Source organism: Staphylococcus sp. FSL W8-0056, from assembly GCF_037963075.1.
GTDB lineage: Bacteria > Bacillota > Bacilli > Staphylococcales > Staphylococcaceae > Staphylococcus > Staphylococcus aureus.
Window position 1 is genome coordinate 2,747,857 of sequence record NZ_CP150142.1, and the last position, 15,891, is coordinate 2,763,747.

Annotated in this window: 15 protein-coding genes; 8 read left to right on the plus strand and 7 right to left on the minus strand. The window is 32.4% G+C overall.

Annotated elements, in window-relative coordinates:
* Positions 1-156 precede the first annotated feature (156 nt).
* Positions 157-1,155 (minus strand): LacI family DNA-binding transcriptional regulator, encoded by a 999-nt coding sequence (locus tag NSS86_RS13700; RefSeq protein WP_339302290.1) that lies wholly within the window; start codon positions 1,153-1,155, stop codon positions 157-159.
* Positions 1,156-1,305: 150 nt separating this feature from the next.
* Here NSS86_RS13700 and NSS86_RS13705 point away from each other — a divergent pair, with 150 nt between their 5' ends.
* Both NSS86_RS13705 and NSS86_RS13710 read left to right on the plus strand, forming a co-directional pair.
* Positions 1,306-1,485, plus strand: a complete 180-nt coding sequence (locus NSS86_RS13705) for an NADH dehydrogenase (protein WP_001792075.1) — start codon at positions 1,306-1,308, stop codon at positions 1,483-1,485.
* Positions 1,486-1,534: 49 nt separating this feature from the next.
* Positions 1,535-1,927: a hypothetical protein gene (locus NSS86_RS13710; protein WP_001159765.1), complete on the plus strand. Its 393-nt coding sequence runs from the start codon at positions 1,535-1,537 to the stop codon at positions 1,925-1,927.
* Positions 1,928-2,054: 127 nt separating this feature from the next.
* Here NSS86_RS13710 and NSS86_RS13715 read toward each other — a convergent pair whose 3' ends face one another.
* The gene (locus NSS86_RS13715; RefSeq protein WP_001066548.1) at positions 2,055-3,431 is read right to left on the minus strand and encodes an MFS transporter; all 1,377 of its coding nucleotides are present in this window, start codon (positions 3,429-3,431) and stop codon (positions 2,055-2,057) included.
* A 233-nt stretch (positions 3,432-3,664) separates the two neighbouring features.
* Here NSS86_RS13715 and NSS86_RS13720 point away from each other — a divergent pair, with 233 nt between their 5' ends.
* Entirely contained in the window at positions 3,665-4,657 is a 993-nt protein-coding gene (locus NSS86_RS13720) for a linear amide C-N hydrolase (protein WP_000337368.1), read from the plus strand.
* Between the two features lie 325 nt (positions 4,658-4,982).
* Positions 4,983-5,933 carry a glycine-glycine endopeptidase LytM gene (gene lytM / locus NSS86_RS13725; protein WP_000736785.1) on the plus strand — a complete coding sequence of 317 codons (951 nt, stop codon included), beginning with the start codon at positions 4,983-4,985 and terminating at the stop codon, positions 5,931-5,933.
* Positions 5,934-5,984: 51 nt separating this feature from the next.
* On the opposite strand, the gene NSS86_RS13730 is transcribed toward lytM, so the two are convergent.
* The 5 genes from NSS86_RS13730 to NSS86_RS13750 form a co-directional block, all read right to left on the minus strand.
* Positions 5,985-6,644 carry an ABC transporter ATP-binding protein gene (locus tag NSS86_RS13730; protein WP_000570070.1) on the minus strand — a complete coding sequence of 220 codons (660 nt, stop codon included), beginning with the start codon at positions 6,642-6,644 and terminating at the stop codon, positions 5,985-5,987.
* Positions 6,645-6,657: 13 nt separating this feature from the next.
* Complete coding sequence (locus NSS86_RS13735; protein WP_000806102.1) at positions 6,658-7,578, minus strand: ABC transporter permease; 921 nt, start codon at positions 7,576-7,578, stop codon at positions 6,658-6,660.
* Entirely contained in the window at positions 7,575-8,741 is a 1,167-nt protein-coding gene (locus tag NSS86_RS13740; RefSeq protein WP_000848761.1) for an ABC transporter permease, read from the minus strand. The genes NSS86_RS13735 and NSS86_RS13740 overlap by 4 nt, the downstream gene beginning before the upstream one ends.
* A gap of 67 nt (positions 8,742-8,808) precedes the next feature.
* Entirely contained in the window at positions 8,809-10,332 is a 1,524-nt protein-coding gene (locus NSS86_RS13745; protein ID WP_000038535.1) for a DUF6583 family protein, read from the minus strand.
* A 330-nt stretch (positions 10,333-10,662) separates the two neighbouring features.
* Positions 10,663-11,556 (minus strand): CHAP domain-containing protein, encoded by an 894-nt coding sequence (locus tag NSS86_RS13750; protein WP_000751215.1) that lies wholly within the window; start codon positions 11,554-11,556, stop codon positions 10,663-10,665.
* A 247-nt stretch (positions 11,557-11,803) separates the two neighbouring features.
* On the opposite strand from NSS86_RS13750, the gene esxA reads away from it, so the two are divergent.
* The 4 genes from esxA (at position 11,804) to esaB (ending at position 15,881) form a co-directional block, all read left to right on the plus strand.
* Positions 11,804-12,097: a WXG100 family type VII secretion effector EsxA gene (esxA, locus tag NSS86_RS13755; protein ID WP_001240826.1), complete on the plus strand. Its 294-nt coding sequence runs from the start codon at positions 11,804-11,806 to the stop codon at positions 12,095-12,097.
* Between the two features lie 82 nt (positions 12,098-12,179).
* The gene (gene esaA, locus NSS86_RS13760; protein ID WP_000728958.1) at positions 12,180-15,209 is read left to right on the plus strand and encodes a type VII secretion protein EsaA; all 3,030 of its coding nucleotides are present in this window, start codon (positions 12,180-12,182) and stop codon (positions 15,207-15,209) included.
* A complete protein-coding gene (gene essA / locus NSS86_RS13765; RefSeq protein ID WP_000928938.1) occupies positions 15,209-15,667 on the plus strand; it encodes a type VII secretion protein EssA in 459 nt (152 codons plus the stop codon). Before esaA ends, essA begins: the two co-directional genes overlap by 1 nt.
* The gene (gene esaB, locus NSS86_RS13770; protein ID WP_001071606.1) at positions 15,639-15,881 is read left to right on the plus strand and encodes a type VII secretion protein EsaB; all 243 of its coding nucleotides are present in this window, start codon (positions 15,639-15,641) and stop codon (positions 15,879-15,881) included. The genes essA and esaB overlap by 29 nt, the downstream gene beginning before the upstream one ends.
* Positions 15,882-15,891 lie beyond the last annotated feature (10 nt).

Genomic DNA, 15,891 nt, shown 5'->3' on the forward strand with positions numbered 1-15,891 from the left:
TGCGTTTTCATAAAAACTGAAAACGTTTAAATCATATTTAAAAATTCATACATTATTATTTTAATTTCTTAGTGAAATAATTATGATTAAAAACCCTCAGCATTAAAGCAACGCTAAGGGCCTAACAATGATGAGTATATTTCGGAAGATACGTAGTTAGTTTGAAAGATGATAGCCAGTTGTTGCACGAATTTTTAAAGTCGTTGGTAATTCAATCATATCAATGGATTTATCTAAGTGCTGTAATCGTTGAAGTAATAAGGTTAAAGATGTTTTGCCAATATCAGTTATAGGTTGTGCCACAGTAGTTAAAGGTGGCGAGACGTACGCTGCATAATCAATGTCGTCATAACCTATTAATGAGATATCTTTCGGGATACTGATGCCATGTTCAATTAGTCCTCGTAAAATGCCAATAGCGAGTTCATCGTTAATAGCGAAGATTGCAGTGGCAGATTGAACCATGATGTCATCAACAATGGTTAGCCCACCGCGCTTAGATAATTCAGTATGGACGATTTGTGGTTCTGGCAATTGATTCGCGCGCAAAGTATCGACAAATCCAGCGACACGAGTCGACATATTCGACATCATGTCATATGGTGCAACAATTATCATATGGTTGTGACCGAGTTCTATTAAATGTTGTGCTGCAAGTTGTCCACCTTGATATTCATTTGTCCGAACAAAATCTGTATAGCCTTGATGGTCATTTTGATCCAGTACGACATAAGGTACATGATGTTTCTTTAGATAGTTATTTAGGGCGTCCGGGGATGATATGTATTGTGCGATAATTAATCCGTCAATACCTCGATCAATTAAATGTTTAATATTGTCATACAAATCAGTTGCTGTAGATGTTAAAAAGCATAAATCAACATCAGATGGTTTATGGTCATGAATACTTTGCATCAGTGCTGAGAAAAACGGATTTGTTAAGCTAGGTAAAATGACGCCAATAGTTTGAATTTTACTGCCGCGCAATTGTTTTGCATGTTTATTAGGGGCATAGCCTAAACGTTCTGAAACAGCATGTACGTTTTTTATCGTTGTTGCGGAAAAACGACTATCATTATGATTTAAAATATGTGACACAGTTGTAACTGATACACCAGCTTCTCTAGCAACATCTTTAATTGACACTTTTTTCATATTATATTCCTTCTCTTTATTGTGTAATTAATCATACAGTTATATACCCGATTATTATATTCATCATATCATGATAAACATTTGATGACATATGAAGACGTGAATGACTTTTATTGTCTACAAACAGACGTCTGAAGTATACGATTAAGGTTGAGACGAGAGAATATATTATTAAGGTTAATACCTTTTAATGATTATGATAACAAGAATTTTAAAATGTTTATTGTGATGAAAAATACAAAAGTCATTATTTTAAAGAATAAAATATTTGTTTTTGAACAAAGTATTAAAAAACATAACGAAATGATGTATATTGAACTATGTGATTGAAAAAATTTTTAATTAAGGCTTGTTAAAACTTAAGAGAGGATGTTTTTAAATGCAATTCAAATTAAAAGAAGAAGAGATTATTAGTTTTTTAGAATTGAAATATCCAGAAAAAGAGTTCGAATATGGTCGTTTGTTAGTTGGACAACATAAACGTGATGATTTAGATGTTTATTACTTTGGTGATACGTTTTTAATGTGCACGATTATTTCATTCAAGACATTTGAAATTAAAGAAACAGTAGAATTATCATATGATGCTGTTAATCGTATTGTGTTAAAAGATGGATGGTTATTTAGAAAAATGAGAATAGAAACAATGCAAAAAGTGTTAAAATACGGTACATCTAAATTAATGTTAACTGATTTTCAAAAAGAGAATTATAATAAATATATTCAAGGTCAGAAACAACGCGTGATATTTGAAAATGGCCATTTTGTCTAATTGATAGTGAATATAATTAGAGTAAGCGAAGAACAGAGAAAAACGTTCTTCGCTTATTTTTCTTGAATTTCTTGTATATCATTTTAAAGTGATAAAGATATTTCGAAACATAATTCTTCTATTATATTTAAGATTTAACTGTTTTTGGAATGATCATGTATGCAGACAATGAGCCAAGGATCATCAATACAATGCTGACGATAAATGTTACGGTTGCAGCTACACTTGGTGCATAGTTTAGTTGTAACATACTGAAAACTGTAGTACTTAGTGCTATACCAAAGGCGCCACCTAATGTACCACTCATTTTATATAATCCTGTAGCTAAACCAACTTTTTCATTTGGCATACTGAAAATTGCAATTGTAAGGCCGGGTGTTGCGACTAAACCATTTCCAATTGCGCAAATGACGAAACCAATGATAACTGCAATGACATATTGTGATGCCGATAATTGAGTCATGCTAATAATAGTGATGCCGATGACAGGGAACAACGGACCAATGATGAGCATCAATTTGCCACCGAAACGTAATGTTGCTTTTTCACCTAAACGAATCATCGCAACTGCCACAATGGCATATGGCAATGTAACAAGTCCAGATTGCGCAGCTGATAAACCAAGGTGTGTTTGAGCATATATGAAAAAGACCACTGTAACGCCTAGACCGCTATTTAAAACAAAGTTATTTAAAAATGCACCAATGAACGGACGGTTGCGTAATACTGAGAAATCAATAAAAGGTACTTCATGTCGACGTTCGATGATGATGAATATCAGCGTAGTGATGATAAAAATGCTCAGACAAATGAATGAGAATGTACTAAACCAACCTTGTTCGAATCCTTGTGTTAACAATAATGTAAAGCTACCAATCATAACAGCGAAAATCGACATACCTTTGTAATCGAACGGATGACGGTGGCTATGTTGACTTACTTTTTCAGGTGTGCCTTTTAGAAGTAATATGGCAATGAAAGCAATGACTATACTAATGATGAAATTCATTTGCCATCCGAAATTTGTAGCAATTAAACCGCCGATAACACCAGCTAGGCCGATGCCCCCAACAGTACTAATCATTAGATAACTAATCGCTCGTCTTAAATGTTCTCCTTTAAATTGATTATTTAAAACGCCAACTGTTGAAGGTAACAAGATAGCTGCTGATAGACCTTGTAAAATTCTACCGATGATGAGCAGTGCAGTGATGTCCGATATAATTAATAGAAGAGATGCAAACATACTGATTATGAGACCCATGTATGTCATTCTCAGTTGTCCTATTTTATCAGCAATATCACCTGCAGCCACCATGAAGATACCTGTGGCGAAGGAAGTTAAACTAATAGATAAATTTAACACGGCAGGAGAGGTTTGATACGTTTGACCAACGAGAGGTCCTATATTAATAAATGATTGTGCAAACAACCAATATGTTAATGCAGACAACATAATCGCAATAATAATATTACTGCGTGGTGAAGATTGTGTGTTATTCACAGATGTCACTCCTTGTAAAAATTAAATATAGAAAGTCATGAGATGAAGTGAACGGATGTATAGATGATCGTTCACTCACACATAAGTCATGATTTCCTTACATATCATACCACAGTTATTGAGAATGAATATCAATTAATTGCTTGTATGATTGATTTTTTATAGTATGTTTAAGTGAAACAGCTTTATTTGAAAGTGATTAAAGTAAATGAAGGTACAGAGGAGTGAGAACAATGTGCACAGGATTCACAATACAAACTTTAAATAATCAAGTACTTCTTGGACGCACGATGGATTATGATTATCCATTAGATGGTTCGCCAGCAGTGACGCCTAGAAATTATCGTTGGACATCTCGCACTGGCACGACAGGCCAAACGCAATATGGCTTTATTGGTACAGGAACAGATATGGAAGGTTTTATTTATGGTGATGGTGTTAATGAACATGGCGTTGCTATTTCGACACAATATTTCCGAGGTTATAGTTCATATGGCTCAACACACAAAGCGGACGCGATGAATATTACGCAAAATGAAATTGTGACATGGATTTTGGGATATACAACAAGCATTGAAGATATGAAACAACAAGCATCCCAAATACATGTTGTAGCGGTATATTTAAATGACATCGGTGAAGTTCCGCCATTGCATTATCATGTTTCCGATGCAACTGGACATTCAGTCGAAGTTTCATTTAAAGAGGGGGAAGTGGTTATAAAAGATAACCCTATTGGTGTCTTAACAAATCATCCAGACTTAGATTGGCATTATAGTAATTTAAGACAATATATCAATATTTCTCCTTATCCAGCAACAGCAAAGTTATTGGAAGGTGTAACGATTGAACCTTTAGGCAATGAAGCAGGTACATTTGGATTGCCAGGTGGATTTACTTCAACTGAGCGCTTTGTGAGAATGGCATTTATGAAAGCAAACATTGCTCAAAACAATGATAAAGAAATGGATTTAATGAATGCATTTTATTTATTAGATGCGGTAAATATACCGATTGGAATTGTACGTCCGCATGATGCTGACAATCACTATACGATGTATCAGACCGTAATAAATTTAACTACAAGAACGTTATATATTAAGTATTATGGCAGCAATGAAATAGTAGCATTAAAGCTCACAGATGATTTAATTAATAGAAAAGATATGACGATTTTTAAGCCTGAGAAGCATATCACTATTAGAAAGTTGAATGACAATCAATAGCGATTGAGAATGGAATTTGGTTGATATGATTTGATGGATGATTACTATCATACATTAGCGTTGAACCGCGAACATGGACGAATGATTAGTTGTTAATTTTGAAAATTTATAAAAGCTTAAGCGAATGCAGTGAGAGATGTCATTTTAATATCAATGTATGGCTATTTTGTAATGACAATGTAATGAGTTTAGTAAAACATTTCGGGAATATTAAATAGTTGGAAAATGAGAATTAAATCCTTTACTCAGTTGTCTAATTCTTTTAGTATGTGCAGTACAGTTTAATTGAAAACTAACTTTAACTTTAATGGAGGATGTTTTATACATGAAAAAATTAACAGCAGCAGCGATTGCAACGATGGGCTTCGCTACATTTACAATGGCGCATCAAGCAGATGCAGCAGAAACGACAAACACCCAACAAGCACATACACTAATGTCAACACAATCACAAGACGTATCTTATGGTACTTATTATACAATTGATTCTAATGGGGATTATCATCACACACCTGATGGTAACTGGAATCAAGCAATGTTTGATAATAAAGAATATAGCTATACATTCGTAGATGCTCAAGGACATACGCATTATTTTTATAACTGTTATCCAAAAAATGCAAATGCCAATGGAAGCGGCCAAACATATGTGAATCCAGCAACAGCAGGAGATAACAATGACTACACAGCGAGTCAAAGCCAACAGCATATTAATCAATATGGTTATCAATCAAATGTAGGTCCAGACGCGAGCTATTATTCACATAGTAACAACAACCAAGCGTATAACAGCCATGATGGTAATGGAAAGGTCAATTATCCTAATGGCACATCTAATCAAAATGGTGGATCAGCAAGTAAAGCGACAGCTAGTGGTCATGCGAAAGACGCAAGCTGGTTAACAAGTCGTAAACAACTACAACCATATGGACAATATCACGGTGGTGGTGCGCATTACGGTGTCGACTATGCAATGCCTGAAAATTCACCAGTTTACTCATTAACTGATGGTACAGTAGTACAAGCAGGTTGGAGTAACTATGGTGGCGGCAATCAAGTAACTATTAAAGAAGCGAACAGTAATAACTACCAATGGTATATGCATAATAATCGTTTAACTGTTTCAGCTGGTGATAAAGTCAAAGCTGGTGACCAAATTGCATATTCAGGTAGTACGGGTAATTCAACAGCGCCTCACGTACACTTCCAACGTATGTCTGGTGGCATCGGTAATCAATATGCAGTAGAGCCAACGTCATACTTGCAAAGTAGATAATACAGTAAATCCCAAGTTACAATATCATACGCAACTTGGGATTTTTTCGTTTTAATAATAGGTATAAGCCCATTGCTTGTCCTCTAAAACATGTTGATAAAAAGGATCTTGGCCAATTAACTTGATATCATCTGCAAGTGCTTCCACTTCATCTAAATGATGGGTAGTTAATATAATTAAACATTTAGATTTCATGATGTTAAGTAGTTGGTGGATGTCATGTCTAGATTTTAAATCAATACCAACTGTCGGTTCATCTAAAATGAGAATTCGAGGTTGACCTAGTAAACCTACTAATATATTAATTTTACGTTTATTTCCACCGGACAATGTAGATACTTTGGCAGACGTATCATCAAAGTTTAATTGCTGTAAATATTCGTTGATAGTTGTATCATTAATTGGATTTTTACAAAGTGATTTAAAAAATTTAATGTTTTCAGCCACTGTCATGTGTTCAAATAACGCAATGTCTTGTGGCACATAACCGATGTGATTTTGTATTTGTCTTTGATTCCATTTTTCGCCGAAATAGTTGATAGTTCCATCATTAGCTTTTTCAATACCAGCAATCATACGAAGTAATGTTGATTTTCCAGCACCATTATCACCAAGTAATACGGTTAAACGATTACTATCAAAGGACATAGTTAAATGATTGAAAATCTGTTTGTTACGGTAACGCTTTGAAAGATTATTAATTTCTATCATCAGTTACGCTCCTTTACATGAAAATAATCAAGTATACGATACCCATAGCAAGTGCATATATAAATGTCATGAATAAACGATGACTTATTGTTTGAATATGGAATAAGATAAAGACGATACCTATCTCATAAATCAATATAAGTAACAATGATTTTAAGTAAAATATTAAGCTGAGTGGTTGAGACAAATATAGACTAACTGCCAATAGTACCAACAATAACAAGATCGTATGTGTCATTACATAAGTACTATATAGTTTGAAACGGCTTAAATGATATTGTGATAATCGTTGCAATGCTGCTTGTTGGTTTAAACGATAATGAAGTACTACTTGAACAGCGCTAACAAATAAAATCACCGCAAAGATTAAGCTAATTGAAATAGAGTGTTGTGCTTGTTTAGTAAGCGACACAAATTTGATTTTAGATTCAGGTGTATGTTTATGATAGGACTTGTTGATAGCATCGATGGATTGATGCTGTTTCATATCCTCAAGGTGTTCATAAATAATGTTAGGAATTTGCTGTTCATATAATGAACTACTAACAATTTCTATAGCAATACCACCTATAAAGTCATCTCTACCATATAACTGTATCGTTTCTTTTAAACGGTTCTCTTTTAATTTTTGAGAGAAACCTTTAGGAATTTGCATGCTTAAAATAGCTTCCTTTTTAGTAACATCATCTTCAATATAGCTTTCATCTTCATCGACTTTTTTAATAGTTACATAGTCAGATTGTTTAATTTTATTGACGAATGATTTTGATGCAGTGGTTTGGTCTAAATCTTGAATGGTAATCGGTATTTTGAAGTTGTCATGTGCTACACGGTAACCGATACCAATAAGTACGAGTGCGATGACAATGGTTGTTACGAGCAAGATGTATTGTAACCATTGCTTGAACAAAACAAGTTGTATATAAGGCTTCATTGACGATACCTCCAAACCAATACAGCTAAATTAATTATCAAAAGTGCGATGAAGCTAAGATAGAAACTAGGGTGCAGTTCTAAAATGTAGTTGTTTAAAATAATTTCTAACAATTGATTTGTTACAACTGCGAACGGTTGAATATTGAAAACGCCATTTGCTATATGTTGTAAAAAAATCGTAGGTATTGTTAAACCAGATAACACCAGGATGACAATAGCTAATATGACTTTACTAATACTATTCAACAAGCCTGTTGTTAAAAGTTCGATGAGTAATAACCACAGTATTAAAAAGGTAACATAATAGCTTAAATGAATGGCTAACGTTGGCCAATTATATAATTCAAAGGTATTCGGAATACTGAACACAATCCAAACTACACCAACGATACTCCATAACATAGTATAAAACCATGTAATCAACGCACGAATGATTAATAAACGCTCTTTAGAAAAATGAAACATTTTCAATCGCGCTTTCAATACAGTATCTTGATTCATTTTCAAAACTGTAAATAAAGATAGTGCAAAGATGAATACCGTTGCTAAAAATCCTGTAATTGCATAATAACTGCCCGTATCGTATAAATGAATCGGTTCTAAGTTAAATGCACCTGAACGGTTTAATCCTGTAATCAGCAAATCAGTCATAACATTGATACTGTCAGAATGTGATGCTTTCGGTGCTAAGTCTTGAAAAGCTAAGATGCCACCCATTGATCGCATAAGACGTTGGTAAACAGAATCTGTTAGCTGAGATAGCACGACACTTTTCATGGATTGTTGATCATATGTATATACTGAAATTGGTAGTTCGCCTTGTTTATAAAATGCCTTGGTCATACCTTTATCAAAAACAAAATAGCCTTGAAGTTTATGTTTTTTTAACAAAGTATGTGCTTGCTTATCATCATATGCTTTAATGCTTACATTTTTTCCTAGGTTACTCCCTTTACCAATAGAGTTTAAGATTAATTTCGTTTCACTTGATTGATCTTTATCTACGACACCTATATTAAAATGATTGTCATCTTCTGTTACATGTTGGATCGTCGTTAATGTAATAAGGAGTGCCGCTAAGATAAATAGTAAATAGATAATCAAATACCACTTTTTCAATAAAAAAGAGTGGTAGATGCGAAACAAATGTATTGTTTTCATTTAACCACTCCTCCAATGATAAGATTGAAAGGCAAGATGACCTTTCAATCTTATTTTTATATTTTAGTTATTTAGATGCCTTTTTTAAAATTGATTCAAACATTTTGCCGCCATTTTTTTCGATTTCTTTTTCAAGTTTTTCACGGTCTTTTGAAGATAGACTATTGAAATCTTTCGCACCACTATCATCAAAATCAATATCTGCTTTCAATTTTGTGCTAGATTTTAAAATGAAATTAATTGGTTCTTCAGCATATTTGATGCCGATATTTAACGTAGATTTCTGAGTGTTATTTTTTACGTCAGAATCTATATTATTTTCAAAAGTGAATTCATTTTCGTCGCTATATTTATCTAATGCGACAGTGATTTTACCTTTATCTTGACGTTTTGTGCCATCTACTTTTTCTTGGTTATCTAATTTGATTTTTGATTCATCATATTCTGTCTTTTTACCAAATTCGTATTTATCGCTGTATTTATTGTCTTTTTCCTTAGAAGATACGCCTTTAATTGTATATTTCGCTTCAGCATACGTGTATTTATCTTGATCGAAATCAAGTGCGTAATCTAGTTTTAACTTATCGTCTTCTAAAGTATTAGTACCTTTGATTTTAGTTTTATTATTTTCTTTGTCTGTAATAGTAATTTCTCGTTTTACAATCGTATGTTTTTCGGTATAAATTTTAGATTGAATTTTAGCAAATTCATCCTTTTTAGTTTCTTTGACATCGTCAATTGCTTTTTTGATGTCCTTATCATAGTCTTTTGTAGCACCTTGTTCTTCCATTAATTTTTTAAGGTCTTTATCCTTTTTAGCTTCTTCTAATACAGCTAATGTAATTTTTTTAGTGTCAGCTCTGCTAAGTGTTAACGTGACAGGTCTAACTTTGTACTTTTCACCATTAACCTTAATTTCTTCTTTTTTACCTTTATCAAAATTATCGTCATCTAATTTGTCGACAATAAGTTCGGAATATTTTTCGGCAATTTTGCTGTAGTCACTTTGTTGTGCTTGAGCATTACTAAAAAGAGTATTTAAATTTAGTTGTTGGTTTGTAATACCATTTTCTTTTGCTGTTTCTTCATCTTCACCTGTAAGTTTTGAATACGTTGATAATAAATTAGAATTATTAACACTATATTTCCCTTTAAATAATGGTGATTCGAAATAATGCTTATCTTTATCTGCAGCTAACTGGAATTTCCCTAATGCAGAGTCTGCGATTGTTGGTTCAAGATTAATCATTGATTTCTCTTTTTTAGGATCATGTCCATATGACATTTTAATTTTCGAAGCATTAACAACAGATTTAGGAATACCAAGCCCCTTAACAATTTCATCTGATGCATCTGCGCTTAATTCTAATGAAGATAAAAACGAATTATCTTTCATCTTTTCTTGGAACTTCACTTCATTTTCAAAACGGTCATTAAAATAATCTTTATACATTTTTGCAGTTTGTTGTTCGCTTTTTAAGTATGTATTTTTCGGTGTGTTTGCAAAAAATGCATAAACTCCCCATGCGATTCCACCTATTAATAATAAGACAATAATAATAGGAATTATAATTTTTAACTTTTTAGACATTTTGCTTCCTCCCAATTATTTATGAGTTAATCATATCAGAACAATACATTTTATTAAATGGTTTATTTTAAATTTTGTTTAAATTAATAGAATTTTAGTTATAATAATGTTTAATAAGTTATTGAAAATCTAATAAACTACAAAAAATAGTTTGATTACATAATGATTCTTGAAAAATGTCGGTTAACTTTAAGGTGACAAGTTATTGCAATTTTGAAGGTAAACATCATATTTAATAATCGAATAACATACAAAATAAAGCGACCAATTTTGCAGTGTTACGAATTGTAAACTGCGAACTGGTCGCTTTTTATTGATGTCATGATTAATTTAATGGATGTAATTATATGATGAAACTTCTGAAGCAGAGATGGTTCTTGATGAAACGATATATTCACCAATCCAGTTCATTTCTGAAATTAGAATACTTCCATCAATATTAACTTTTTCAACGTAGGCTACATGACCAAATGGACCATTTACTGTTTGTAAAATTGATCCTCGTGTTGGGTGTCTATCTACTTTGAAGCCATTGCTTGAAGCTTGGCCTGCCCAGTTTTTAGCATCTCCCCAAAATGTACTAATCGTGTGTCCATCTTTGGCACGTTTATCAAAGACATACCATGTACATTGTCCAGCAGTATATAAGTTGTTCTTACTTGTGATAAGAGGCTGATCAATGATTTTACCGTTACCTAATGCTAAAGGTTTACCGTCAGCAGTCTTTGCTTTGTCATTAAATTCGGCGATTTGTAATTCGTCATACAATTCGTCTAAATCGATGCCTGTAATAAGCCCTTTGTTATCTTTTGAAAAAGCGTTATTTAATTCATCGTCATTGTCTTCGACATTCGGTATTGCTGGTGTCAAAGGATTGCTTGGTGACGTTTGAGGCGGTGTGTGTGAATCAATTGCGTCATTAATGTGCGTATACTGACCACTTAATGAAGAATGGTACTGATTGTTGTTAAAATCACGTTGATTTGCGTGTTGATGATTGTCGTTTGTACGTGACTGGTTTTGATGATTGTTGTTTGGCGTGTTGTTTTTGTCATATGTATAAGTATACGCGCCGGTGTCTTTATTCACTTTGAACTGTGCGTTTGGGTGTGCTCTCTTTGCTTCTTCTAATGTTTTGCTATCATTCGTATATGCTTGAGCCGAGTTAGGCGACATACTAAATAAAGTAAGAGTTGTCATCGTCAGTAAAATTGTTTTCTTCATAATAACCATTTAATCCTTTATGTATTTAATTTAATTTTAGTATACACATTTATATTACAAAAATGAATGGTTAATTAAAAATATATGGGTATATTCAATATATTTATTTAAAAAAAGCTAAAAATACTTAAAAAACTATATACATATACTAATAATTTATATATTATTTGAGTAAGGAGCACTTTTTCAAAAAATAGTGTCCCTAAAAAGTTTTGATAAACTTAAAATATTCAGGAGGTTTCTAGTTATGGCAATGATTAAGATGAGTCCAGAGGAAATCAGAGCAAAATCGCAATCTTACGGGCAAGGTTCAGACCAAATCCGTCAAATTTTATCTGATTTAACACGTGCACAAGGTGAAATTGCAGCGAACTGGGAAGGTCAAGCTTTCAGCCGTTTCGAAGAGCAATTCCAACAACTTAGTCCTAAAGTAGAAAAATTTGCACAATTATTAGAAGAAATTAAACAACAATTGAATAGCACTGCTGATGCCGTTCAAGAACAAGACCAACAACTTTCTAATAATTTCGGTTTGCAATAAGCATTCTGAAATTGGCAAAGTCACATTTTCTAATGTGGCTTTGCTTATCATTTTTTAAGAAAACAACTGAAAGGAAATAAGCATGAAAAAGAAAAATTGGATTTATGCATTAATTGTCACTTTAATTATTATAATTGCCATAGTTAGTATGATATTTTTTGTTCAAACAAAATATGGAGATCAATCAGAAAAAGGATCCCAAAGTGTAAGTAATAAAAATAATAAAATACATATCGCAATTGTTAACGAGGATCAACCAACGACATATAATGGTAAAAAAGTTGAGCTGGGTCAAGCATTTATTAAAAGGTTAGCAAATGAGAAAAACTATAAATTTGAAACAGTAACAAGAAACGTTGCTGAGTCTGGTTTGAAAAATGGTGGATACCAAGTCATGATTGTTATCCCAGAAAACTTTTCAAAATTGGCAATGCAATTAGACGCTAAAACACCATCGAAAATATCGCTACAGTATAAAACAGCTGTAGGACAAAAAGAAGAAGTAGCTAAAAACACAGAAAAAGTTGTAAGTAATGTACTTAACGACTTTAACAAAAACTTAGTCGAAATTTATTTAACAAGCATCATTGATAATTTACATAATGCACAAAAAAATGTTGGCGCTATTATGACGCGTGAACATGGTGTGAATAGTAAATTCTCGAATTACTTATTAAATCCAATTAACGACTTCCCGGAATTATTTACAGATACGCTTGTAAATTCAATTTCTGCAAACAAAGACATTACAAAATGGTTCCAAACATACAATAAATCATTATTGAGTGCGAATTCAGATACGTTCAGGGTGAACACAGATTATAATGTTTCGACTTTAATTGAAAAACAAAATTCATTATTTGACGAGCACAATACAGCGATGGATAAAATGTTACAAGATTATAAATCGCAAAAAGATAGTGTGGAACTTGATAACTATATCAATGCATTAAAACAGATGGACAGCCAAATTGATCAACAATCAAGTATGCAAGATACAGGTAAAGAAGAATATAAACAAACTGTTAAAGAAAACTTAGATAAATTAAGAGAAATCATTCAATCACAAGAGTCACCATTTTCAAAAGGTATGATTGAAGACTACCGTAAGCAATTAACAGAATCACTGCAAGATGAGCTTGCAAATAACAAAGACTTACAAGATGCGCTAAATAGCATTAAAATGAACAATGCTCAATTCGCTGAAAACTTAGAAAAACAACTTCATGATGATATTGTCAAAGAACCTGATACAGATACAACATTTATCTATAACATGTCTAAACAAGACTTTATAGCTGCAGGTTTAAATGAGGGTGAAGCTAATAAATACGAAGCAATTGTCAAAGAAGCAAAACGTTATAAAAACGAATATAATTTGAAAAAACCGTTAGCAGAACACATTAATTTAACAGATTACGATAACCAAGTTGCGCAAGACACAAGTAGTTTGATTAATGATGGTGTCAAAGTGCAACGTACTGAAACGATTAAAAGTAATGATATTAATCAATTAACTGTTGCAACAGATCCTCATTTTAACTTTGAAGGCGACATTAAAATTAATGGTAAAAAATATGACATTAAGGATCAAAGTGTTCAACTCGATACATCTAACAAGGAATATAAAGTTGAAGTCAATGGCGTTGCTAAATTGAAAAAGGATGCTGAGAAAGATTTCTTAAAAGATAAAACAATGCATTTACAATTGTTATTTGGACAAGCAAATCGTCAAGATGAACCAAATGATAAGAAAGCAACGAGTGTTGTGGATGTAACATTGAATCATAACCTTGATGGTCGCTTATCGAAAGATGCATTAAGCCAGCAATTGAGTGCATTATCTAGGTTTGATGCACATTATAAAATGTACACAGATACAAAAGGCAGAGAAGATAAACCATTCGATAACAAACGTTTAATTGATATGATGGTTGACCAAGTTATCAATGACATGGAAAGTTTCAAAGACGATAAAGTAGCTGTGTTACATCAAATTGATTCAATGGAAGAAAACTCAGACAAACTGATTGATGACATTTTAAATAACAAAAAGAATACAACAAAAAATAAAGAAGATATTTCTAAGCTGATTGATCAGTTAGAAAACGTTAAAAAGACTTTTGCTGAAGAACCACAAGAACCAAAAATTGACAAAGGCAAAAATGATGAATTCAACACAATGTCTTCTAACTTAGATAAAGAAATTAGCAGAATTTCTGAAAAGAGCACGCAATTGCTATCTGATACACAAGAATCAAAAACAATTGCAGATTCAGTTAGTGGACAATTAAATCAATTAGATAATAATGTGAATAAACTACATGCGACAGGTCGAGCATTAGGCGTAAGAGCGAATGATTTGAACCGTCAAATGGCTAAAAACGATAAAGATAATGAGTTATTCGCTAAAGAGTTTAAAAAAGTATTACAAAATTCTAAAGATGGCGACAGACAAAACCAAGCATTAAAAGCATTTATGAGTAATCCGGTTCAAAAGAAAAACTTAGAAAATGTTTTAGCTAATAATGGTAATACAGAGGTGATTTCACCGACATTATTCGTATTATTGATGTATTTACTATCAATGATTACAGCATATATTTTCTATAGTTATGAACGTGCCAAAGGTCAAATGAATTTCATTAAAGATGATTATAGTAGTAAAAACCATCTTTGGAATAATGTCATTACGTCAGGTGTTATTGGTACAACTGGTTTGGTAGAAGGATTAATTGTCGGTTTAATTGCAATGAATAAGTTCCATGTATTAGCTGGCTATAGAGCGAAATTCATCTTAATGGTGATTTTAACTATGATGGTCTTTGTACTTATTAATACGTATTTACTAAGACAGGTAAAATCTATCGGTATGTTCTTAATGATTGCTGCATTGGGTCTATACTTTGTAGCTATGAATAATTTGAAAGCGGCTGGACAAGGTGTGACTAATAAAATTTCACCATTGTCTTATATCGATAACATGTTCTTCAATTATTTAAATGCAGAGCATCCTATAGGCTTGGCACTAGTAATATTAACAGTACTTGTGATTATTGGTTTTGTACTGAACATGTTTATAAAACACTTTAAGAAAGAGAGATTAATCTAATGTTGATGAATAGCGTGATTGCTTTAACTTTTTTAACAGCATCTAGCAATAATGGCGGACTTAATATTGATGTGCAACAAGAAGAGGAAAAGCGAATCAATAATGATTTAAATCAATATGATACAACGCTATTTAATAAAGATAGTAAAGAAGTCAACGACGCGATTGCTAAGCAGAAAAAAGAACGACAACAACAAATAAAAAATGATATGTTTCAAAATCAAGCGAGTCACTCGACTCGCTTGAATGAAACTAAAAAAGTGTTATTTTCCAAATCTAACTTAGAAAAGACTTCGGAGAGTGATAAAAGCCCCTATATTCAAAACAAGCAGGAGAAAAAAATATTCCCGTACATTTTGATGTCTGTAGGGGCTTTTTTGACTTTAGGATTTGTCATTTTTTCAATTCATAAAGGGAGACGAACGAAAAATGAATCAGCACGTAAAAGTAACATTTGATTTTACTAATTATAATTACGGCACATATGACTTAGCAGTACCAGCATATTTACCGATAAAAAATTTAATAGCTTTAGTATTGGATAGTTTGGACATTTCAATATTTGATGTCAATACACAAATTAAAGTGATGACGAAAGGTCAATTACTTGTTGAAAATGATCGACTCATTGATTATCAAATCGCTGATGGAGATATTTTGAAGTTACTATAGGAGGAAAAAT

What these genes read in the sequence shown, in the direction of transcription:
- esaB (WP_001071606.1), top strand. Translation starts at nt 15,639, where the DNA reads ATGAATCAGCACGTAAAAGTAACATTTGATTTTACTAATTATAATTAC.
- NSS86_RS13700 (WP_339302290.1), bottom strand. Translation starts at nt 1,155, where the DNA reads ATGAAAAAAGTGTCAATTAAAGATGTTGCTAGAGAAGCTGGTGTATCA.
- esxA (WP_001240826.1), top strand. Translation starts at nt 11,804, where the DNA reads ATGGCAATGATTAAGATGAGTCCAGAGGAAATCAGAGCAAAATCGCAA.
- lytM (WP_000736785.1), top strand. Translation starts at nt 4,983, where the DNA reads ATGAAAAAATTAACAGCAGCAGCGATTGCAACGATGGGCTTCGCTACA.
- essA (WP_000928938.1), top strand. Translation starts at nt 15,209, where the DNA reads ATGTTGATGAATAGCGTGATTGCTTTAACTTTTTTAACAGCATCTAGC.
- NSS86_RS13740 (WP_000848761.1), bottom strand. Translation starts at nt 8,741, where the DNA reads ATGAAAACAATACATTTGTTTCGCATCTACCACTCTTTTTTATTGAAA.
- NSS86_RS13745 (WP_000038535.1), bottom strand. Translation starts at nt 10,332, where the DNA reads ATGTCTAAAAAGTTAAAAATTATAATTCCTATTATTATTGTCTTATTA.
- NSS86_RS13750 (WP_000751215.1), bottom strand. Translation starts at nt 11,556, where the DNA reads ATGAAGAAAACAATTTTACTGACGATGACAACTCTTACTTTATTTAGT.
- esaA (WP_000728958.1), top strand. Translation starts at nt 12,180, where the DNA reads ATGAAAAAGAAAAATTGGATTTATGCATTAATTGTCACTTTAATTATT.
- NSS86_RS13720 (WP_000337368.1), top strand. Translation starts at nt 3,665, where the DNA reads ATGTGCACAGGATTCACAATACAAACTTTAAATAATCAAGTACTTCTT.
- NSS86_RS13735 (WP_000806102.1), bottom strand. Translation starts at nt 7,578, where the DNA reads ATGAAGCCTTATATACAACTTGTTTTGTTCAAGCAATGGTTACAATAC.
- NSS86_RS13710 (WP_001159765.1), top strand. Translation starts at nt 1,535, where the DNA reads ATGCAATTCAAATTAAAAGAAGAAGAGATTATTAGTTTTTTAGAATTG.
- NSS86_RS13730 (WP_000570070.1), bottom strand. Translation starts at nt 6,644, where the DNA reads ATGATAGAAATTAATAATCTTTCAAAGCGTTACCGTAACAAACAGATT.